Annotated in this window: 18 protein-coding genes; 6 read left to right on the plus strand and 12 right to left on the minus strand. The window is 68.2% G+C overall.

From position 1 onward, the window contains the following. Positions 1-102: 102 nt before the first annotated feature. Both EJP69_RS04430 and EJP69_RS04435 read left to right on the plus strand, forming a co-directional pair. Complete coding sequence (locus EJP69_RS04430) at positions 103-789, plus strand: response regulator transcription factor (protein ID WP_093302632.1); 687 nt, start codon at positions 103-105, stop codon at positions 787-789. A gap of 1 nt (position 790) precedes the next feature. Beyond that, positions 791-2,662: a sensor histidine kinase gene (locus EJP69_RS04435; protein WP_126468838.1), complete on the plus strand. Its 1,872-nt coding sequence runs from the start codon at positions 791-793 to the stop codon at positions 2,660-2,662. Positions 2,663-2,674: 12 nt separating this feature from the next. Here the strand turns inward: EJP69_RS04435 and EJP69_RS04440 are convergent, their stop codons facing one another. The 5 genes from EJP69_RS04440 to EJP69_RS04460 all read right to left on the minus strand — a co-directional run bounded on the left by EJP69_RS04440 (position 2,675) and on the right by EJP69_RS04460 (position 7,509). Then, on the minus strand, positions 2,675-2,977 hold the full coding sequence (locus EJP69_RS04440) for a hypothetical protein (protein WP_126468839.1): 303 nt from the start codon (positions 2,975-2,977) through the stop codon (positions 2,675-2,677). A gap of 131 nt (positions 2,978-3,108) precedes the next feature. Beyond that, positions 3,109-4,593, minus strand: a complete 1,485-nt coding sequence (locus EJP69_RS04445; RefSeq protein ID WP_093195481.1) for a DegQ family serine endoprotease — start codon at positions 4,591-4,593, stop codon at positions 3,109-3,111. A gap of 101 nt (positions 4,594-4,694) precedes the next feature. Continuing rightward, a complete protein-coding gene (locus tag EJP69_RS04450) occupies positions 4,695-6,020 on the minus strand; it encodes an ATP-binding protein (protein WP_126468840.1) in 1,326 nt (441 codons plus the stop codon). Beyond that, positions 6,017-6,676, minus strand: coding sequence for a response regulator (locus EJP69_RS04455; protein WP_093302621.1), 660 nt, complete (start codon positions 6,674-6,676; stop codon positions 6,017-6,019). Before EJP69_RS04455 ends, EJP69_RS04450 begins: the two co-directional genes overlap by 4 nt. A gap of 62 nt (positions 6,677-6,738) precedes the next feature. Further along, positions 6,739-7,509, minus strand: a complete 771-nt coding sequence (locus EJP69_RS04460; protein WP_093195484.1) for an IclR family transcriptional regulator domain-containing protein — start codon at positions 7,507-7,509, stop codon at positions 6,739-6,741. Between the two features lie 142 nt (positions 7,510-7,651). Between EJP69_RS04460 and pobA the strand changes: the two genes are divergently transcribed. Continuing rightward, the gene (gene pobA, locus EJP69_RS04465) at positions 7,652-8,833 is read left to right on the plus strand and encodes a 4-hydroxybenzoate 3-monooxygenase (RefSeq protein WP_126468841.1); all 1,182 of its coding nucleotides are present in this window, start codon (positions 7,652-7,654) and stop codon (positions 8,831-8,833) included. Between the two features lie 12 nt (positions 8,834-8,845). On the opposite strand, the gene EJP69_RS04470 is transcribed toward pobA, so the two are convergent. From EJP69_RS04470 to EJP69_RS04490, 5 genes are read right to left on the minus strand one after another with little or no spacing between them, the layout of a single operon-like run. Further along, the gene (locus EJP69_RS04470; protein ID WP_126468842.1) at positions 8,846-9,247 is read right to left on the minus strand and encodes a nuclear transport factor 2 family protein; all 402 of its coding nucleotides are present in this window, start codon (positions 9,245-9,247) and stop codon (positions 8,846-8,848) included. Then, positions 9,244-9,645: an SRPBCC family protein gene (locus tag EJP69_RS04475; protein WP_093195487.1), complete on the minus strand. Its 402-nt coding sequence runs from the start codon at positions 9,643-9,645 to the stop codon at positions 9,244-9,246. The genes EJP69_RS04470 and EJP69_RS04475 overlap by 4 nt, the downstream gene beginning before the upstream one ends. A 13-nt stretch (positions 9,646-9,658) precedes the next feature. After that, a complete protein-coding gene (locus EJP69_RS04480; protein ID WP_093054451.1) occupies positions 9,659-10,018 on the minus strand; it encodes a VOC family protein in 360 nt (119 codons plus the stop codon). Then, positions 9,997-10,911, minus strand: coding sequence for a helix-turn-helix domain-containing protein (locus tag EJP69_RS04485; protein ID WP_126468843.1), 915 nt, complete (start codon positions 10,909-10,911; stop codon positions 9,997-9,999). Before EJP69_RS04485 ends, EJP69_RS04480 begins: the two co-directional genes overlap by 22 nt. A 34-nt stretch (positions 10,912-10,945) precedes the next feature. After that, on the minus strand, positions 10,946-13,276 hold the full coding sequence (locus EJP69_RS04490) for a xanthine dehydrogenase family protein molybdopterin-binding subunit (protein WP_126468844.1): 2,331 nt from the start codon (positions 13,274-13,276) through the stop codon (positions 10,946-10,948). A 203-nt stretch (positions 13,277-13,479) separates the two neighbouring features. Between EJP69_RS04490 and aat the strand changes: the two genes are divergently transcribed. Genes aat through EJP69_RS04505 form a run of 3 tightly spaced genes read left to right on the plus strand, consistent with a single transcriptional unit; the run spans position 13,480 to position 15,929 of the window. Continuing rightward, a complete protein-coding gene (aat, locus tag EJP69_RS04495; RefSeq protein WP_126468845.1) occupies positions 13,480-14,235 on the plus strand; it encodes a leucyl/phenylalanyl-tRNA--protein transferase in 756 nt (251 codons plus the stop codon). Continuing rightward, positions 14,232-15,065, plus strand: a complete 834-nt coding sequence (locus EJP69_RS04500) for an arginyltransferase (RefSeq protein ID WP_093195491.1) — start codon at positions 14,232-14,234, stop codon at positions 15,063-15,065. Before aat ends, EJP69_RS04500 begins: the two co-directional genes overlap by 4 nt. Before the next feature lie 30 nt (positions 15,066-15,095). Continuing rightward, the gene (locus tag EJP69_RS04505; protein WP_093302610.1) at positions 15,096-15,929 is read left to right on the plus strand and encodes an IclR family transcriptional regulator; all 834 of its coding nucleotides are present in this window, start codon (positions 15,096-15,098) and stop codon (positions 15,927-15,929) included. A gap of 95 nt (positions 15,930-16,024) precedes the next feature. Here EJP69_RS04505 and EJP69_RS04510 read toward each other — a convergent pair whose 3' ends face one another. Then, complete coding sequence (locus EJP69_RS04510; RefSeq protein ID WP_093302608.1) at positions 16,025-17,239, minus strand: serine hydrolase; 1,215 nt, start codon at positions 17,237-17,239, stop codon at positions 16,025-16,027. Positions 17,240-17,355: 116 nt separating this feature from the next. After that, positions 17,356-18,894: a 2-isopropylmalate synthase gene (locus EJP69_RS04515; protein ID WP_093195494.1), complete on the minus strand. Its 1,539-nt coding sequence runs from the start codon at positions 18,892-18,894 to the stop codon at positions 17,356-17,358. Positions 18,895-18,917: the final 23 nt, after the last annotated feature.

The following is an 18,917-nucleotide window of genomic DNA, read 5'->3' on the forward strand; positions in this document are numbered from 1 at the left end:
CCTTTGCGCCATCCAGCAGCAAACCAAGGCCTTCTTCCCCATGCGCCTCATCGTCACGTCATGCATGAGCGCATGCAGCCTTCACAGCCCGGTGCATCAGGCATGACCGCGGAAACACAGGTTGCCCTCGTGGAAGACGACACCGGAATGCGCGAGCGCATCTCGCGCGTGGTCGATGCCGATCCTTCCCTGAGCCTGGCCTACAGCGCCTCCAACGCCAGCGACATCCTGCGCTGGCTGGTCGACAACCCGGTCGACGTGCTGCTCGTGGACCTGGGCCTGCCCGACCGCCCCGGGCTCCAGGTGATCAGCCAGTGCCGCAACATGCAGCCGGCCTGCGCGGTGATGGTGCTTTCGATCTTCGGCGACGAGGCCAACATGGTCCAGGCCTTCGAAGCCGGCGCCAGCGGCTACCTGTTGAAGGACGGCACCGAGGCCGACCTCGCCACCCATATCCGCCACCTGCGCGCCGGCGGCTCGCCGATGTCGCCGGTGATCGCGCGCAAGCTGCTGCGCCGCTGGCAGGCCCATTCGGGCGGCGCGCCCAAGGAGCAGTCCGCGGCCAAGGCTGCCGGCACCGCGACAGTCGCGCCCGAGCGCCTGTCGCCGCGCGAGTTCGAGGTGCTCGACCTCGTCTCTCGTGGTTTCACCTATGTCGAAGTCGGAGTGCAAATGGGAGTCTCGGCCTCGACTGTCCAAACCCATATCCGCAATATCTACGGCAAGCTGGATGTGCACAACAAATCGGAAGCTGTGTTCGAGGCCCGCAACCTCGGCTGGCTTCCCTAGCGTGACCGCCGGCGGCCTCTGCCGCCTGCTGCTCGCCGCCCTGTGCCTGTGGCTCGCCCTGGCGTCGGCGGCCCCTCGCGCCAACGCCGCGGAAGCACCCGACGCCTTCGACGTTTCCTCGGCCGAGGCGGTGCTCGAACCCGACGGCCTGCCGATGCAAACGCGCCGGGTGGAGTTCCCATTCCGCTGGGATCACGAGTTCCCCGGCCGCGGCGGCAAGGCGACCTACCGCATCGAGCTGCCCGCCGCCGCTGTGCCAGCCGGCAAGCCGGCGGCCCTGCTGCTCTCGGGCGCGGGCAATCAGGTGGCGATCTCGTTCAACGACGCGCTGGTAGCCAGCTACGGCACGCTGGGCGTGCCGAACTACGACGCCTCCAAGAGCAACCTGCTGGTGCCGGTGCCGGCCGTGCTGCACCAGAACGGCCAGCCGCAGTCGCTGGTCGTGCGCACCACCATCCAGCGCCAGCGCGGCGCGGGGCTGGCCAGCATCCACTACGGCCCGGAGTCCTCGCTGGCGCCGGTCTATCGCGCGCGGCAGAACTGGCGCAACACCTCGGCCATCGTCTACGCCGTCAGCCTGCTGCTGATGGGCGGCATCGCCGGCGGGCTGTGGCTGCGCCAGCGCGATGCGCTCTACGGCTGCTTCGCGCTCGCCGCGCTCTCGGGCGTGGCGCGCAACCTCGACCGCGTGTGGCCCGACGTGGCGGTTCCCTGGCCGCTGTGGGGCGCGGTGGTGGCGGTCTGCTATGCCTGCCACATCGGGCTGATCGCGCGCTTCGTGCTGCTGGTGCTGGAGCGCAACCCGCCGTGGCTGGTGCGCTCGATCTACGGCGCACTCGCGCTGTCGGTCGCGCTGGCCTGCGCCTCCTTCGCGTTCGCCCGGCCGCTGCTGTGGACCGGCGGCCTCGTCATCCTGCAGTGCATCAGCATCATCTGCCTGCCCTACGTGGTGTACGGGGCGCTGGTGGACCGCCGCCGCATCGCGGGCGTGCTGATGGCGGCGGGCACGCTGGCCATCCTGGCCGGCGCGCACGACCTGCTGCTGGTGCGCATGGGCCTCTTCGGCGGCGCCTACTACACGCTGACGGCGCACGCCATGTTCTTCTTCGTGATGATCCTGGCCGGCCTGGTGGTCGAGCGCTACAGCCGCACCGTGGCCGACTACCGCGCGCTCAACGCCAACCTCGCGGCCCGTGTGGCGGAGCGCGAGGACCAGCTGCGCGGCGCCTTCGAGACCGTGCGCCAGCAGCAGCAGGAACAGGCCGTGCTGCTGGAGCGCCAGCGCATCATGCGGGAGATCCACGACGGCGTGGGCTCGCAGCTGGTGGGCCTGCTCAACGTGGTGACGCAGGCAAAACCCGACCGCGCGGTGATCGAGGAGCACGTGAAACTCGCGCTCGACGAGATGCGCATGGCCGTCGACTCGCTGCAGCCCACGCACGACGACCTGGCCACCGTGCTGGCCACGCTGCGCTACCGGCTGCAGCCCCGGCTCGACGCAGCCGGCATCGAGCTGGTGTGGGACGTGGAAGTGATCCCGCAGCTGGAACCCTTCGCCGCGCAGGCGGCCCTGCAGCTGCAGCGCATCCTGCTCGAGGCCTTCACCAACGTGCTCAAGCACGCGGGCGCAACGCGCATCGTGATGCACGCGAGCTGGCACGGGGAACAAACGCCGGCGCTGGTGCGCATCATGCTCACGGACAACGGGCGCGGGCTGCCTGCGGCGCCGGCCAATGGCGGACGCACGGGGCACGGCATCGCCAACATGCGCGCGCGCGCCCAGTCCATCGGCGCGCGGCTGCAGATCGAGACGGTGGACCCTGCAGCCGGCGGCACGCGCATGCAGCTCGACTGGCCCTGCGCACCCGCCTGAAGCCGCTCGCTGTCAGCGCAGCGCGAACGCCAACGTCACCGCCCCGAGCGCCAGCAGCGCGAGCCCGGCGATGAAAACGATCTCACCCCAGGCCTCCAGCCGCGCGCCCGACCTGCGCGAGCGCATCGAGATGAAGGACAGCAGCGCGCTGGCCAGGAAGACCAGCGCGTCCACCGCGAGCAGGCGGTCTATCAAGAGCCGCATGTCGTCGCGCGGCCCGAGGTGCCCGATGGACATCACCGTCATGCACACGCCGATCATGGTGGCCGACGTGGGCAGGATGTGCGCCGAGAGGCTCTGGGCAGGTGAAGTCATGCGGGCGCGAGGTCGGTAGTCGGATCCTGGATTTCGCGGAACACCGAGGAACCGGCGTTGCCGGGCCTCAGGTGTTGCCCCCGGAAGGGGGTTGGCGAAGCGACACGAAGTGCGCGAAGCCTGGGGAGAACTTAGCCGATTCGGACCGGCACGAAGATCTTGTCCTCGCCGCGCTGGATCAGGAGCGCCACCGACTTGTTGCTGGCCTTCGCCACCACCTCGCGCACCTGCTCCACGCTCTGCGCGGGCGTGCCGTTGATGGCCAGCAGCACGTCGCCTGCCTGCACCCCGGCCTGGGCCGAGGGGCCGGCCGCGTCTTCGATCAGCAGTCCGTTGTCGACCGCGGCCTCGCGCTTCTCCTGCGGCTGCAGCGGGCGCAGCGCCAGGCCCAGCTTGCCCTGGCCCACGTCGGCATCGGCCTTCGCGACCTTGGCCGGCTTGTCGCTCGCGTCGCCGAGCTTGGCCTGCAGCTCCTGGCGTTCGCCCTGGCGCCACACTTCGAGCGTGACCTTCTTGCCCGGCGCCTGCTGGCCGATCACCGCGGGCAGGTCACCCGAGGAAACGATGGGCTGGCCGTCGACCTTGCGGATCACGTCGCCCGCCTTCAGGCCGGCCTTGTCGCCAGGGCCGCCCTTCTCGATGTTCGAGACCAGCGCGCCTTCGGGCTTGTCGAGCTTGAACGAATCGGCAAAGGCCTGGTTCACTTCCTGCACCGCCACGCCGAGGCGGCCGTGCGTGGCCTTGCCGGTGGCGACGATCTGGTCCTTCACCTGGATCGCCACGTCGATCGGAATCGCGAACGACACGCCCTGGTAGCCGCCGCTTCGGCTGTAGATCTGCGAGTTGATGCCGACCACCTCGCCGCGCGTGTTGAGCAGCGGACCGCCGGAGTTGCCGGGGTTCACGGCCACGTCGGTCTGGATGAAGGGCACGTAGCTGTCGTCGGGCAGCGAGCGGCCCTTGGCGCTCACCACGCCGGCTGTCACGGTGTTCTCGAAGCCGAAGGGCGAGCCGATGGCCAGCACCCATTCGCCGACCTTCAGGTCCTTGGTGTTGCCCAGCGCGAGCACGGGCAGGTTCTTCGCGTCGATCTTGAGCACCGCGATGTCGGTCTTGGCATCGGCGCCCAGCACCTTCGCGCGGTATTCGCGGCGGTCGGTGAGCTTGACGGTGACTTCCTTCGCGTCCTTCACGACGTGGGCGTTGGTGATGATGACGCCGCTGGGGTCGACGATGAAGCCCGAGCCCTGCGCACGCACCGGCACATCGCGCTGCTGTTGCTGGCCGCGCGGGTTCATCTGGCCCTGGAAGCGGCGGAAGAACTGGAACATCGGATCGTCGGGATCGATGCCCTGGATCTCTGCGGCGGCCTCGTCGTCGGAGGCCTTCATGGTGCCGGTCACGCTGATGTTGACCACGGCCGGGCCGTCGCGCGAGGTGATGGTCGAGAAGTCGGGCAGCGTGACCATGGCCGCGGGCGCGGTGGCGACGGCATTGGTGGTCGGGGCGCCCACTGCGCGGGCGCTGGTGTAGGCGCCGGCGCCGACGGCACCGATCACGCCCGCGCTTGCCAGGGCGATGGCCAGGGCACGGGGCGAAGTCAGACGTGTGTTCATTTGTCGGTTCCTTTCTGGGCGTATGGACGCAAAACGATGAAAGGAATGTCGCGGGTCTGACTTAAGCGCCGCTTAAACGGCGCGGCGCCGCCGGAAGGGGCTCAGGCGCGCGCGGGGAAGCGCACCAGCACGCGCAGGCCGCCGAGGCTGGGCGACTGGTCGAGCGCCACGGTCGCACCATGCAGGTCGGCGATCGACTTGACGATGGCCAGGCCCAGGCCGCTGCCCGACGCCTGCGATTCGCCCGAGCGGTAGAAGCGGTCGAGCACCCGTTCGCGCTCGTCGGGCGGCAGGCCCGGTCCGCTGTCGTCAACGGTGAGTTCGGCGGCGTCGCCCTGGCGGGAGATGCCGATGTCGACACGGCCCTCGACCGGCGTGTACTTGATCGCGTTCTCCAGCAGGTTGCGCAGCAGCATGCGCAGGGCCTCGGACTGGCCGTCGACCACCGCCTCCTCGGCGTGCGCGATGCCGATGTCGATGCCCCTCGCCTGCGCGGCCGCCACGGCGTCGGACACCGCGAGCCGCGCCACCTCGGCCAGGTCGACCGGCTCGGGCTTGGCGCCGGCCGCCAGGCTGGCCTCATGACGGGCGAGCGCGAGCATCTGCTCGACCAGCCTCGTCGCGCGGTCGATGCCTGCCACCAGCCGGCTCACGGCCAGCTCACGCGAGGCATCGTCGGGCGCGCGCTGCAGGCCCTGCACCTGCAGCTTCAGGGCGGCCAACGGCGAACGCAGCTCGTGCGCGGCATCGGCGACGAAGTGCTTCTGCGCATCGAAGGCATGGCGCACGCGATCGAAGAGCAGGTTCAGCTCCTGCACCAGCGGGCGCACCTCCTCGGGCAGGTTCTCCTCGCTCACCGGAGACAGGTCGTCGGCCTGACGCGAAGCCACCTGCTTGCGCACCCGGGCCACCGGCGCGAGCGACTGGCTCACGACCCACCACACGACCAGCATCAGGAGCGGCGCCATCAGCGCCACCGGCGCGATGGTGCGCAGGGCCAGCGTGCCGGCCATGTGTCGCCGCGCCGCCATGTCCTGCGCCACCTGGATCACCAGCCCGCGCGTCTGCATCGAGAACACGCGGTAGGTGGTGCCCCGCGCCTGTACGTCGGCGAAGCCCAGCACCGCGAGCTGCGGCAGCGCGGCCTGCTCGGCGGATTCGAAGATGCGCACGCCGTCGGCGGTCCACACCTGCACCACGAAATCGAAGTTCTGCTCGGCGGCGCCCAGTCCGCCCACCGCCGCGCTGGGCGGCAGGCCCGCGCGCAGCGACAGTGCCATCTGCTGCATGTGGTAGTCGAAGATGTCGTCGGCCTCGGCGAGCACCGTTCGGTAGGCCACCAGAGCCTGCGCACCGGCGGCCAGCACGATGGCCGCGAGCAGGAACCACAGCAGGCGCGCGCGCAGGGAGCCGGTCAGCCTCCTCATATCTTCGGCACCATGTAGCCGACGCCGCGCACGTTGCGGATCAGCTCCGCGCCGAGCTTCTTCCGCAGCCCGTGCACGTACACCTCGACCGCGTTGCTGCTGATCTCGTCCTTCCAGCTGTAGAGCTTCTCCTCGAGCTGGGCACGCGACAGCACCATGCCGGGCCTGGCAAGCAGCGGCTCCAGCACGGCCCATTCGCGCGCCGACAGCACCACCGGCTGGCCGGCCACCGTGACCTCGCGCGTGGCCGGGTTGATGCTCACGCCCATGTGCTCGTACACCGGCTCGGCACGACCCGCGGCGCGGCGCAGCAAGGCGCGGATGCGGGCCAGCAGCTCGTCGAGGTCGTAGGGCTTGAGCACGTAGTCGTCGGCGCCGGCATCGAGGCCCTCGATGCGCTGCTGCACCGAGTCGCGCGCGGTGGCGATCAGCACCGGCATGCGCTGCTTGCGCGCGCGCAGGTTGCGCAGCACCTCGAGTCCGTCGCGCCGGGGCACGCCGAGGTCGAGCATCACCAGGTCATATTGCTGGGTGCGCAGGGCCGATTCGGCGGCCTCGCCGTCTTTCACCCAGTCCACCGCATACTGCTCGGCGCGCAGCAGATCGAGCACCGCTTCGCCGATCATCACGTCGTCTTCGAGGAGGAGGAGTCGCATGGTTGTGTCCGTTTCGGAGATTCGAGGCGCGGGCCGCGGCCAAAGTTCAGACCAAGGGAAGATCAGAGAAGCGATCGGACCTCTCGCGCGGCTTCGAAAAGCAGCGGCAGCATCTCGCGCTGCAGCGTCTCTTCCTGGTAGCGCGTGCCCGAGAGCACCACGTTGAGCGCGGCCACCGTGTGGCCCTGCATGTCGCGCAGCGGCACGGCCAGCGCCTGCACGCCCAGCTCGTGTTCCTCGCTGGCGAAGCAGTAGTCGTCCTTGCGCGCCCGGGCAATCAGCTGCCGCAGGCCCCGCGCCTGCGTCACCGTGCGAGGCGTGAGCCGCGCCAAGTGTCGGCCCTTGAGCCATTGCGTGAACTGGGTCGGCGCCATCGCGGCCAGCAGCACGCGGCCGGTGGAGGTGGCATGCGCCGGCAGCCGTGCGCCCAGGTGCAGGCCGTAGGCCAGCACGCGCGTCGGCGTTCCGTAGCTGCCGCTGCGCGCGACGATGACCACCTCTTCCCCGTCGAGCACCACGGCCGAGAACGATTCGCCGGTCTGCGCCGCGAGCCGGTTCAGCGTGGGCTGCAGCGCGCGCGGCAGGCGCGACGATGCGAGATAGCTGCCCGAGAAGCGCAGCACCTTGGGCGCCATCCAGAAGTAGCTGCCGTCTGTCTCCAGATAGCCCAGGTGGGCCAGCGTCAGCAGGTGCCGGCGGGCCGCGGCGCGCGTGAGGCCGGCGCGCTCGGCGGCCAGCGTGGCGTTCAGGCGCTGGCGCTCGGTGTCGAAGCTTTCGAGCACCGCCATTCCCTTGGCGATGCCCTCGATGAAGTCGGCCTTGGCGATGCTCATTCGGCGTGGTGGTTCGTCGTCTTTGGAAGTGTTGCGCGATGATCGCGCACGCATTCGCATGATCGCACAGAGCCGCGCGAGCGGCCTCCTCAGAAGACCCGGTGCGCCCTACGCTCCACGAAACCCTCTCGGAGACACGAACATGCGCACCCAGGTCGCCATCATCGGAGCCGGCCCCGCCGGCCTGCTGCTCGGGCAGCTTCTGTACAAGGCAGGCATCGACAACGTCATCGTCGAACGTCAGAGCGGCGACTACGTGCTCGGCCGCATCCGCGCCGGCGTGCTGGAGCAGGTCACGATGGACCTGCTGGCCCGTGCCGGCGTCGACGCCCGCGCCAAGGCCGAGGGCCTGCCGCACGAAGGCATCGAGCTGCTCTTCAAGGGTGCGCGCCACCGCATCGACATGCACGGCCTCACGGGCGGCAAGCAGGTGACGGTGTACGGCCAGACCGAAGTGACGCGCGACCTGATGGAAGCCCGCGCGGCAGAGGGCCTCACCACCATCTACAGCGCGGCGAACGTGAGCCTGCACGACTTCCAGTCGGGCAAGCCGCGCGTGCGCTACGAGAAGGACGGCCAGACGCACGAGATCGAATGCGACTTCATCGCCGGCTGCGACGGCTATCACGGCGTGAGCCGCGCGAGCGTGCCGGCCGATGCGATCCAGACCTACGAGAAGATCTATCCCTTCGGCTGGCTCGGCGTGCTGGCCGACGTGCCGCCGGTGTCGCACGAACTGATCTACGCCAACACCGAACGCGGCTTCGCGCTGTGCAGCATGCGCAGCGCCACGCGCAGCCGCTACTACGTGCAGGTGCCGACCGAGGAGCGCGTGGAGAACTGGAGCGACGAGGCCTTCTGGAACGAGCTTCGCGCCCGCCTCGACCCCGAGGCGCGCGAGCGGCTGGTGACCGGCCCCTCGCTTGAGAAGAGCATCGCGCCGCTGCGCAGCTTCGTCGCCGAGCCGATGCGCTTCGGCTCCCTGTTCCTGGCGGGCGACGCGGCCCACATCGTGCCGCCGACCGGTGCCAAGGGCCTGAACCTCGCCACCGCCGACGTGGGCTATCTCTCGCGCGCCTTCGAGATCTTCTATGCGGAGAAGTCGGCCTCGGCGCTCGACCGCTACTCCGACCTGTGCCTGCGCCGCGTCTGGAAGGCCGAGCGCTTCTCGTGGTGGTTCACCTCGCTGATGCACCGCTTTCCGGAAACGGGCGCCTTCGGGCAGAAGATCCAGGAAGCCGAACTCGACTACCTCGTGCACTCGACCGCAGCCTCCACCGCGCTGGCGGAAAACTACGTCGGGCTGCCGCTGGAAGACTTCTGAGCCGGCGGCGCCTCAGCCGCCCAGCACCTCGTCGACGAAGCGCTGGTCTTCGTCGTAGATCCAGCACTCCGCGAGCTTGCCGTCTTTCACGGTGTAGCGCAGCTGGCGCTCCAGTTCGACTGCACGGCCCTGAAACTCGAATTGCTCGACCGCGACGATCAGGCCGTAGTGCTCGCCCGCCAGCACGTCTCGGATCGAGACAAGCCGGCGATTCGTTCGCTCCTTCACCTTCTTGAGCAAGGCGAGGCACGCCGCCTTGCCGCGGTGCGTGCCGGCGAGCGGATTGCGTCCGAAGTAGTGGAAGACGACCTCGTCGTGGTAGCTGTCGACGATGCGCTGCACGTCGTTGGCAGCCCAGGCGTCGGCATAGCCCCGGATCACGGCATGGATGTCGTCCGGAGCCTTGCTGCTCATGCGTGCTGCTCCAGCGCCTTCTTCATGGCAATGCCGCCCTGCTCCATCATCGGCCCGACGTAGGCCGCCATGGCGTCGGGCAGCACGTCGGTGATCCAGACGAAGCGCGAACGGCCTTCGCCCTCATCGAACACCTGCGCCGTTGCGTGGTGGTGCGCGGCCTGTCCGCCGGTGACGGTGTAGGCCAGCCGCCGATGGGCATCGTCGATGCCGACCAGCACCTCGCGCGCCACGAGCCCGTTGGCGAAGGTGAGGATGCGGGCGCCCTCGGCATCGATGGTGCAGGCCGTGAGGAAACCCGGCGCGAGCCGCGTGTGCACCGCGCCGAAGTCGCGCAGCGCGTCCCACACCTGGGCGGCGTCTGCCTCGACGATGAATTCCTTGTAGACAGTGGCCATGGCGAGCCTCGCTTCAGGGGCAGACCGCCTCGACGTTGTTGCCGTCGGGGTCGATCAGGAATGCCGCGTAGTAGGTCGGGCTGTAGTCCGGCCTCGGGCCCGCGCCGCCGTTGTCGGTGCCGCCCGCCTTCAGGCCGGCCTTGTGGAAGGCGGCGACAGCCTCGTGATTCGGCGCGCGGAATGCGATGTGCGTGCCCGGCCCTTTCGCGCCCTTGGCGGCGTAGAGCCACAGCGCAGGCTCGTCGGCCGGGCCGATGCCGGCATAGCTGTCGTCGTGTGGCCCCGGCACATGGCCGAGCGGCGCGAGCGCGGCTTCGTAGAAGCGGCGGCTCGCGGCGAGATCTTTGACTTTCAGTCCGATGTGGTCGTACATGATGGCTTCCTGCTCGATGGATTGGTCAGGAGCTCATCATCGAAGAGCGCGGCAATGCGTTCTTGGAAAATCTTGCGGTCGCCCTGGGCCGCCTTGCGGAAGCCGCCCGGCGACACGCCGGCCGCGCGATGGAAGGTGCGCACGAAGTTGCTGAGATCGGCAAAGCCCACGTCGAGCGCGACCTCGGTCACCGGCCGGCCGTCGTCGTCGGCCAGCAGGCGCGCGGCGTGCCTCAGGCGCGAACGCACGAGGTACTGATGCGGCGTGACGCCCAGCACCTGCGAGAACAGCCGCAGGAAGTGGAAGGAACTCAGGCCTGCCTCGGCTGCCGCACCGTCGAGGCCGATGTCGTGCTGCGAATTGGCGTCGATCCACATCGCCGCGTCGACCGCGCGGCGGCGGTCGCGCGCGGCGGCCGAAACCGGCGCCCGGGGCTTCGTCCGGCCGGAGACGACTTCGACGAAGCGGCCCGCGAACCACATGCCCAGTTCGTCCAGCCCGACGTCGCTCTGCCCGTCGGCTGCGGCCTGCGCCAGTTCGCCGATGACCACGAGCTCGGCCAGCGGCGGCACGCCGCCGGTGCGCCAGGTCTTGCGGTCGCCGCCGATCAGGTCGACGAAGCCCGGCGACAGGTGGAAGGCAAGGCACTCGTCGCCGCAGACATGATGGTCGTGCGTGCAGACGTATTCATCGCCCGGGCAGCCGACCAGCACCGAGCCGGCGACCAGCTCGTAGGCCCGGCCGCGCGTGCGATAGCCGAAGCTGCCCTTGCGCACGTACGAGACCGAATAGCCTTCGTGCAGCTCGGTGAAGGGCTGCGCGTCGGGCCCCGCGTCGCAGCGGTAGCTGGCGATGCGGATCGCGTCGGTCTGAACTTCGTTGGTGACAAGCATGGCCGACGCCTTTCTGCCCCACGAAAACGATTGCTCAATCGACGGTTTGCATCGCCTGCCAGACACGCGCAGGGCTCAGCGGCATGTGCAGGCGAGGCGCGCGCGTGGCTAGGCCGTTGCGCGCAAAGGCATCGGCCACCGCATTCACGATGGCCGGGGTGGCGCCGATGGTGCCGAGCTCGCCCACGCCCTTCACGCCCAGCGGGTTGTTCTTGCAAGGCGTGGACTCGTCCATCTCCATGTTGAACATGGTGTCGACGATGTCGGCGCGCGGGGCGGCGTAATCCATCAGGCTGCCGGTGACGGGCTGGCCGGTCTCGTGGTCGTACACCACCTGCTCGTACAGCGCCTGGCCGATGCCCTGCACCGCGCCGCCTTCGAGCTGGCCGCGCACGATCATCGGGTTGATGACCCGACCCACGTCGTTGACCGAGCTGTAGGCCACCACGCTGATCTCGCCGGTGGGCGGATCGATCTCGATCTCGCAGATGTGGCAGCCGTTGGGCCAGGTCGGGCCGGCCACGGTGCTGGTGGAGTCGACGAAGATCTCGCGCCCCGGCTGCTTCGCCGCGAGCGTGAAGAGGTCGAGCTCGAGGTCGGTGCCGGCCACGTTGAAGACGCCGCGGCTGTAGACGATGTCGTCGATGGAAGCCTCGAACTCCTGAGCGGCCAGTTCGCGCGCCTTGTCGATGGTGCGTTCGGCGCCGATGCGCACGGCCGAGCCGCCGGTGAAGAGCGAACGCGAGCCGGCGCTGCCGAAGCCGTCGCCGCGGTCGGTGTCGCCGAGCACCACGCGCACCTTCTCGATGGGTACGCCGAAGGCATCGACCGCGAGCTGGGCCAGCGAGGTGGCGATGCCCTGCCCCATGGCGTTGACGGCCGAGAAAACCTCGATCACGCCGTCGGCCTGCACCGAGACGGTGACGCGCTCCTCGAACACATTGCCGCCGGTCCATTCGAGGAAGGTGGCGATGCCCAGGCCCCGGTGCTTGCCCTTGCCTGCCGACTCGGCCGCGCGGGTCTCGAAGCCCTGCCAGTCGGCGAGCGTGAGCGCCTGGTCCATCACCGACTCGAAGTTACCGGTGTCGTAGGTCTGCGCCATCGGGTTCTTGTACGGCATCTGCTCGGGGCGGATGAAGTTGCGGCGGCGCAGCACGATGCGGTCGATGCCGGTCTGGCGCGCAGCCTCGTCCATGAGCCGCTCGATGGTGAAGATGGCTTCCGGCCGCCCCGCGCCCCGGTAGGCGCCGGTGGGAGCGGTATTGGTGAGCACCGCCTTGAAGTGGAAGTCGATGGTCTGGATGTCGTAGACGCTGGTCTGCACCCAGGGGCCGATCAGCAGCTGGATCGCGACGCCGGTGCCGGTGGCGTAGGCGCCGACGTTGGCCAGGGTCTTGATGCGCAGGGCCAGGATCCTGCCGTCGGCATCGAGCGCCATCTCGGCGCGCGCCTCGATGTCTCGGCCGTGCGCGCTGGAGAGAAACTCCTCGCTGCGGTCGGCCACCCACTTTACAGGGCGGTTCACCTGCAGCGCCGCGAAGGCGACGGCGATGTCCTCGGGATAGGCGCCGGTCTTCATGCCGAAGCCGCCGCCGACGTCGCCCACCACCACGCGCACCTTTTCCTTGGGCAGGCCGATGGCGGCGCAGATGGAATCGCGCACGCCGGAGGGCATCTGCGTGCTCATGCGGATCGTGAGGCGTCCGGTTTCGGCGTCGCGCGCGGCGAGCACCGAGCGCGGCTCGATCGTCAGCGCCACCACGCGCTGGTTGTTCACGTCGAGCGCGACCACGTGGCTGGCCTTGGCGAAGGCGGCCGTGGCGGCCTCGCTGCTGCCGTGGCGCATCTCGGCGGCGATGTTGCCGGTGGCTTCATCGCACAGCAGCGGCGCCCCGTCGGCGGTGGCGCTCGCGAGGTCGACCACCATGGGCAGGTCTTCGTAGTCGACCATGATGGCTTCGGCGGCATCGCGCGCCTGCTGCACCGTGTCGGCCACGACCGCGGCCACCACTTCGCCGACGAAGCGCGTGCGCTCGTGGGCGATGGCATGGCGCGGAGGGCTGGCGCTGTCGCTGCCGTCCGCGCGCTTGAAGCCGGCCGCGCCCGGCAGGGGCTTGACGCCGGCTTCGGCCATTTCGGCGCCGGTGATCACGCGCAGCACGCCGGGCATGGCGGCGGCGGCGCTGGTGTCGATGGAGAGGATTCGCGCGTGCGGGTACGAGGATCGGAGGAAAACGAGATGAGCCTGTTCGGGGAGCGTGACGTCGTCGGTGTAGCGTCCGGCGCCGGACAGGAGGCTTTCGTCTTCCAGACGGCGCACCGCCTGGCCGCTGCCGAAGCGAGTGGGATTGGGTTCAGTGGTCAACGTGGTCCTCTTATGCTGATCCCCGGCGTGTGCTCGGGCCTGCCTGATCTGTCGTGGGTGCGCGAAAACAAGCTGTGCACTATAGGGTTTCCGGCTGGTTTTGTGGCGCCGTGGAATGTCGGCCGAACCCTTTTGGCGGTGTCGGCGGCACGCGATTTTCGCCCACTGGATCGGAATTTGCGAAGCCGTGTATACCTATGCCCATGCGACAACTGCCTTGGCTCGAACCCGGAGATGCCCTGCCCGACCCCGCCTCGGCCTGGGGCGTGGCCGACCCGGTGCCCGGCCTGCTGGCCGCGGGTGGCGCGCTCGACGTCGATACTTTGATGCAGGCCTATGGCAACTGCGTCTTCCCCTGGTTCAGCGAAGACCAGCCCATCCTCTGGTGGAGCCCGGACCCGCGCATGGTGCTGCGGACGGCCGACTTCAAGCTGCATCGCTCGCTTCGCAAGACCCTCCTGCGCTTCATCGAGACGCCTGGATGCGAGGTGCGCATCGACCATGACTTCGCGGCGGTCATCAAGGCCTGCTCGAGCTCGCCGCGGGTGGGCCAGTCGGGCACCTGGATCGTGCCGGACATGGTGAAGGCCTATACGGATTTGCACCGCGCCGGCCACGCCCACAGCGTGGAGACGTGGATCGACGGCGAACTGGCGGGCGGCCTCTACTGCGTCGGGCTGGGCCGCGCGGTGTTCGGCGAGTCGATGTTCACCCGCCGGCCGGACGCGTCGAAGATTGCCTTGGCCGCGCTGGTGTCGCTCTGCCGCCACTACGGGGTGCAGATGATCGACTGCCAGCAGAACACGGCCCACCTCGCCAGCCTCGGCGCTCGCGAAATGGCCCGCAAGCGCTTCGTCTCCCACGTCGCCGGGGCACGCCGGCAAGAGGGCCCACGGTGGCGTTTCGACCCCGTATACTGGTCTGAACTCCTTTCCGCGCGATCTCCTTTCCCGACGTGACGCACCTCAAGGATCTTCCGCTTCACACGCTGCAGTTCTACGCAACTGCGCCCTACCCCTGCAGCTACCTGCCGGACCGGCAGGCCCGCTCGCAAGTGGCCACGCCCAGCCACCTGATCCACAACGACGCCTACTCCGACCTGGTGCTCAGCGGCTTCCGGCGCAGCGGGATGTTCACCTACCGGCCCTATTGCGACGGTTGCCGTGCCTGCATTCCGCTGCGCGTGCTGGCCAACGACTTCCGGCCCAACCGCAGCCAGCGCCGCGCGCTGAAGCAGCATGCCGACCTGCAGGCGCGCGTGCTCAAGCTGTGCTTCATGCCGGAGCACTATCAGCTCTACCTGCGCTACCAGAACGGCCGCCATGCCGGCGGCGGCATGGATCACGACAGCATCGACCAGTACACCCAGTTCCTGCTGCAGAGCCGCGTCAACTCTCGGCTGGTGGAGTTTCGCGAAACGCTGCCCGACGGCAGCGCGGGCGCGCTGCGGATGGTGTCGATCCTCGACGTGCTCAACGACGGCATCTCGGCCGTCTACACCTTCTACGAGCCCGACACCCGCGTAGCGCCGGGCCGCCCCAAGCAAGCGGACGCCCCCCTGGAGGGGCAGCGAGAGCACGCAGTGCCGAGCGTGGGGGCCTCATCCACCGGCTACGGCACCTACAGCGTGCTCTGGCAGATCGAGCAGGCCCGCAAGCTGGGGCTGCCGCATGTCTACCTCGGGTACTGGATCGAGCACAGCCCGAAGATGAACTACAAGGCTCGTTTTTCCCCTCACGAAGTGTTGTTGGATGGCCGCTGGCAGGCGCCAGGCGATTTCACAAGGTAAAATGGCGCTCGGTCATCACCGCCAAGCGCCATGAGAAAAAACCAATCCGACATTCCCGCCGTTCCCGTGATCCAGGTGATCGAGCGCATGTTCGCGCTGATCGACGTCCTGGCATCGCGCGAGGACGCCATTTCGCTGAAGGAGATCAGCGAAAAGACGGGGCTCCACCCGTCGACCACGCACCGCATCCTCAACGACCTGGCCGTCGGCCGCTTCGTCGACCGCCCCGAGGCCGGCAGCTACCGCCTCGGCATGCGCCTGCTGGAGCTGGGCAACCTGGTCAAGGGCCGGCTCAACGTGCGCGACGCAGCACTTGGCCCTATGCGCGAGCTGCACAAGCTGACGCAGCAGCCCGTCAACCTCAGCATGCGCCAGGGCGACGAGATCGTGTACATCGAGCGCTCCTACAGCGAACGCTCGGGCATGCAGGTGGTGCGCGCCATCGGTGGCCGCGCCGCCCTGCACCTCACATCGACCGGCAAGCTGTTCCTGGCGGCGGATGACCCGCAACGGGTGCGCAGCTACGCCACTCGCACCGGCCTTGCCGGCCACACGCGCAACAGCATCACGCAGCTGCCCGCACTGGAGCGGGAACTGTCGAAGGCGCGCCAGTACGGCATTGCCCGCGACAACGAAGAACTGGAGCTTGGCGTGCGCTGCATGGCCGCCGGCATCTACGACGACCAGGGCAAGCTGGTGGCGGGCTTGTCGATCTCCGCCCCGGCCGATCGGCTGGACGAAGGCTGGCTGCCCAAGCTGCAGGCCACCGCCAACGAGATTTCGGGCGCACTGGGGTTCAAGGAAGGCATGGCCGCTGCACCGTCTCCCTCCGCAGGCAGCAGCCTCCCGTCGACCGGCGCTTGACACCGGAAGGAAGCACCCCCACAAAAACAAACAGGCCCTCTGGAGGGCCTGTTTTCGTTGGGGCTGCTGGGGCTGCTGGGGCTAGTGACTGTCGATCAGCCAGCGATCTGATATGCGGTATTGCGCGACGAGGCAGCCGGAGAGCCGGCTGCGTGAGTGGCCTCCACCCAGCGGCGGACGCGCTCGGCATCCGCGATACGGCTGAACTTGCCGGCCGAATCCAGGAACACCATGATCAGCTTGCGGCCGGCCACGCGCGCCTGCATCACGAGGCACTGGCCGGCTTCGGAGATGTAGCCGGTCTTCTGCACGCCGATTTCCCAATCGGGGCTCTTCACGAGGCGGTTGGTGGTGTTGAACTGCAGCACGCGGTTGCCGACTTCGACCTGGTATTCAGGCGAGGTGGACAGCGAACGCACGGTGGCATCGGCGTAGGCGGCATTGACCAGCAGCGCCAGGTCTTGCGCGCTCGACTGGTTGCGGCTCGACAGGCCGGTGGGCTCCACGTAGCGCGTGTCCTTCATGCCAAGCATCTTGGCCTTGGCGTTCATGATGCTCACGAAGGTCGTAAGGCCGCCCGGGTAGGTGCGACCCAGCGCGTGCGCGGCGCGGTTTTCGCTAGACATCAGAGCCAGGTGCAGCAGTTCGCCGCGCGAGAGCGTGGTGCCGACGGTCAGGCGCGAACTGCTGCGCTTTTCGGTATCGACGTCGTCCTGGGTGATGGTGATGAGTTCGTCGTTCGGCAGATGGGCCTCGCTGATGAGCAGGCCGGTCATCAGCTTGGTGAGCGATGCGATCGGCAGCACGGCGTGGTCGTTCTTGCTGAACAGGACTTCGTGGGTATCCTGGTCGATGACCAGCGCGACGCTCGACTTCAGGTCGAGCGCGTCTTCGGTTCCATGCAGGCCGGCCATCTGGCCGAAAGATTGGCGCGGGGGCACTTCGGCGACGCGAACCACCGAGCGGCGCTGCACGGCCACCACGGTCTTGCCGTTCTTCTTGTGGATGGTGGCAACGACGTTGCGGCCGCCGCGAACCACCTTCTCGGCGCGTTCGCCGCGCTTGGCGACGACGACCGGAACAGCGCCGCGAGCCGTCTTGGACGACGCGGCGTTGCGCTTGACTTCCACCGGCACGGGCCCCTTCGCTTTCTTGGCGGCGACGGCGGTCTTGGCAGCGGCGGGCTTTTCCTTCTTGGCGGCCTGGGCGCCAGGCAGCAAAAACGCCGTGGCGCAGAGCGCGACGGCGAGGGCTTTGAAAGCGGGCAGGAACCGCTGGCTGGAAACTCGGCGTAGGCGGGCTTCAGGCATTAATAAATCTCCAGCGGCAGAAACGAGGACCGCAGTGTATCGAAATCAAAAAAGACACGCAATATCAGTTACTTGCATCCTCTTCTTCATTCGAATATCAAGGATCGCCCGAAAACCTAACCTTGTGCCGCCACTCTCTCAGCTTGGCTCTGTAACTTGTTGAGCGCACTCAAATAAGCCTTAGCCGAAGCGACAACGATGTCCGGATCCGCCCCGACACCGTTGACCACCCGCCCTGCGTTTTGTAACCGGACTGTAACTTCTCCCTGGCTTTCCGTCGAGCCGCTGATGGCGTTTACAGAGTAAAGAACCATCTCGGCGCCGCTCTTGACGTGCGACTCGATCGCCTTCAGGGATGCATCAACCGGGCCATTCCCATCGGATTCGCCGGTGACTTCCTTGCCCTGGACGGTGAAAACGACCTTCGCCTGGGGGCGCTCGCCGGTTTCGCTGTGCTGGGAGAGAGAGACGAAAGCAAACTGCTCACCAACGTGCGACACCTCCTCCGCGCTGACGAGCGCGAGGATGTCCTCGTCGAAAATCTCGGACTTGCGGTCGGCCAGCTCCTTGAAGCGCAGGAAGGCTGCGTTGATTTCGCCCTCGCTGTCCATGGCCACGCCCAGCTCCTGCAGGCGCTGCTTGAAGGCGTTTCGGCCGCTGAGCTTGCCCAGCACGATCTTGTTGGCCGTCCAGCCCACGTCTTCCGCCCGCATGATCTCGTAGGTGTCGCGCGCCTTGAGCACGCCGTCCTGGTGGATGCCGGAGGCGTGCGCGAATGCGTTGGCCCCCACCACCGCCTTGTTGGGCTGCACCACGAAGCCGGTGGTCTGGCTGACCATGCGGCTCGCGGCCACGATGTGCTGGGTGTCGATGCGCAGGTCGAGCCCGAAGTAGTCCTTGCGGGTCTTCACCGCCATGACGACCTCTTCCAGCGAGCAGTTGCCCGCGCGCTCGCCCAGGCCGTTGATGGTGCACTCCACCTGGCGCGCGCCGCCGATCTTCACGCCGGCCAGCGAGTTGGCCACGGCCATGCCGAGGTCGTTGTGGCAATGCACCGACCAGATCGCCTTGTCGCTGTTGGGAATGCGCTCGCGCAGCATCTTGATGAAGTTGCCGTAGAGCTCGGGAATGGCGTAGCCGACGGTGTCGGGCACGTTGATGGTGGTGGCACCCTCGTTGATGACGGTCTCGAGCACCCGGCACAGGAAATCCGGGTCGCTGCGGTAGCCGTCTTCGGGGCTGAACTCCACGTCGCCGATCTGGTTGCGCGCGAAGCGCACGGCCAGCCTGGCTTGCTCATGAACCTCGTCGGGCGACATGCGCAGCTTCTTTTCCATGTGAAGCGGCGAGGTGGCGATGAAGGTGTGGATCCGTCCGCGGGCCGCGCCCTTGAGGGCTTCGGCCGCGCGTCCGATGTCGCGGTCGTTGGCGCGCGAGAGGCCGCACACCGTCGAGTCCTTGATCGCGTTCGCGATTGCCTTCACCGCCTCGAAGTCGCCGTTCGAGCTGGCGGGAAAACCGGCCTCGATGACATCGACCTTCAGCCGCTCCAGCAGCTTGGCAATGCGCAGCTTCTCGTCGCGCGTCATCGAGGCGCCCGGCGATTGCTCGCCGTCGCGCAAGGTGGTGTCGAAAATAATGAGTTGGTCGGTCATCGTGGGTCTCCGTTGTGCGTCAC

Origin of the sequence: Variovorax gossypii (assembly GCF_003965815.1) — a bacterium.
Taxonomy (GTDB): Bacteria; Pseudomonadota; Gammaproteobacteria; order Burkholderiales; family Burkholderiaceae_C; genus Variovorax; species Variovorax gossypii.

Excerpts from the sequence above, each read along its gene's own strand:
- EJP69_RS04485 (WP_126468843.1), bottom strand. The coding sequence starts at position 10,911 with ATGCTTGTCACCAACGAAGTTCAGACCGACGCGATCCGCATCGCCAGC.
- EJP69_RS04480 (WP_093054451.1), bottom strand. The coding sequence starts at position 10,018 with ATGTACGACCACATCGGACTGAAAGTCAAAGATCTCGCCGCGAGCCGC.
- EJP69_RS04505 (WP_093302610.1), top strand. The coding sequence starts at position 15,096 with ATGAGAAAAAACCAATCCGACATTCCCGCCGTTCCCGTGATCCAGGTG.
- EJP69_RS04440 (WP_126468839.1), bottom strand. The coding sequence starts at position 2,977 with ATGACTTCACCTGCCCAGAGCCTCTCGGCGCACATCCTGCCCACGTCG.
- EJP69_RS04455 (WP_093302621.1), bottom strand. The coding sequence starts at position 6,676 with ATGCGACTCCTCCTCCTCGAAGACGACGTGATGATCGGCGAAGCGGTG.
- EJP69_RS04510 (WP_093302608.1), bottom strand. The coding sequence starts at position 17,239 with ATGCCTGAAGCCCGCCTACGCCGAGTTTCCAGCCAGCGGTTCCTGCCC.
- EJP69_RS04515 (WP_093195494.1), bottom strand. The coding sequence starts at position 18,894 with ATGACCGACCAACTCATTATTTTCGACACCACCTTGCGCGACGGCGAG.
- aat (WP_126468845.1), top strand. The coding sequence starts at position 13,480 with ATGCGACAACTGCCTTGGCTCGAACCCGGAGATGCCCTGCCCGACCCC.
- EJP69_RS04445 (WP_093195481.1), bottom strand. The coding sequence starts at position 4,593 with ATGAACACACGTCTGACTTCGCCCCGTGCCCTGGCCATCGCCCTGGCA.
- EJP69_RS04470 (WP_126468842.1), bottom strand. The coding sequence starts at position 9,247 with ATGAGCAGCAAGGCTCCGGACGACATCCATGCCGTGATCCGGGGCTAT.
- EJP69_RS04430 (WP_093302632.1), top strand. The coding sequence starts at position 103 with ATGACCGCGGAAACACAGGTTGCCCTCGTGGAAGACGACACCGGAATG.
- pobA (WP_126468841.1), top strand. The coding sequence starts at position 7,652 with ATGCGCACCCAGGTCGCCATCATCGGAGCCGGCCCCGCCGGCCTGCTG.
- EJP69_RS04475 (WP_093195487.1), bottom strand. The coding sequence starts at position 9,645 with ATGGCCACTGTCTACAAGGAATTCATCGTCGAGGCAGACGCCGCCCAG.
- EJP69_RS04450 (WP_126468840.1), bottom strand. The coding sequence starts at position 6,020 with ATGAGGAGGCTGACCGGCTCCCTGCGCGCGCGCCTGCTGTGGTTCCTG.
- EJP69_RS04460 (WP_093195484.1), bottom strand. The coding sequence starts at position 7,509 with ATGAGCATCGCCAAGGCCGACTTCATCGAGGGCATCGCCAAGGGAATG.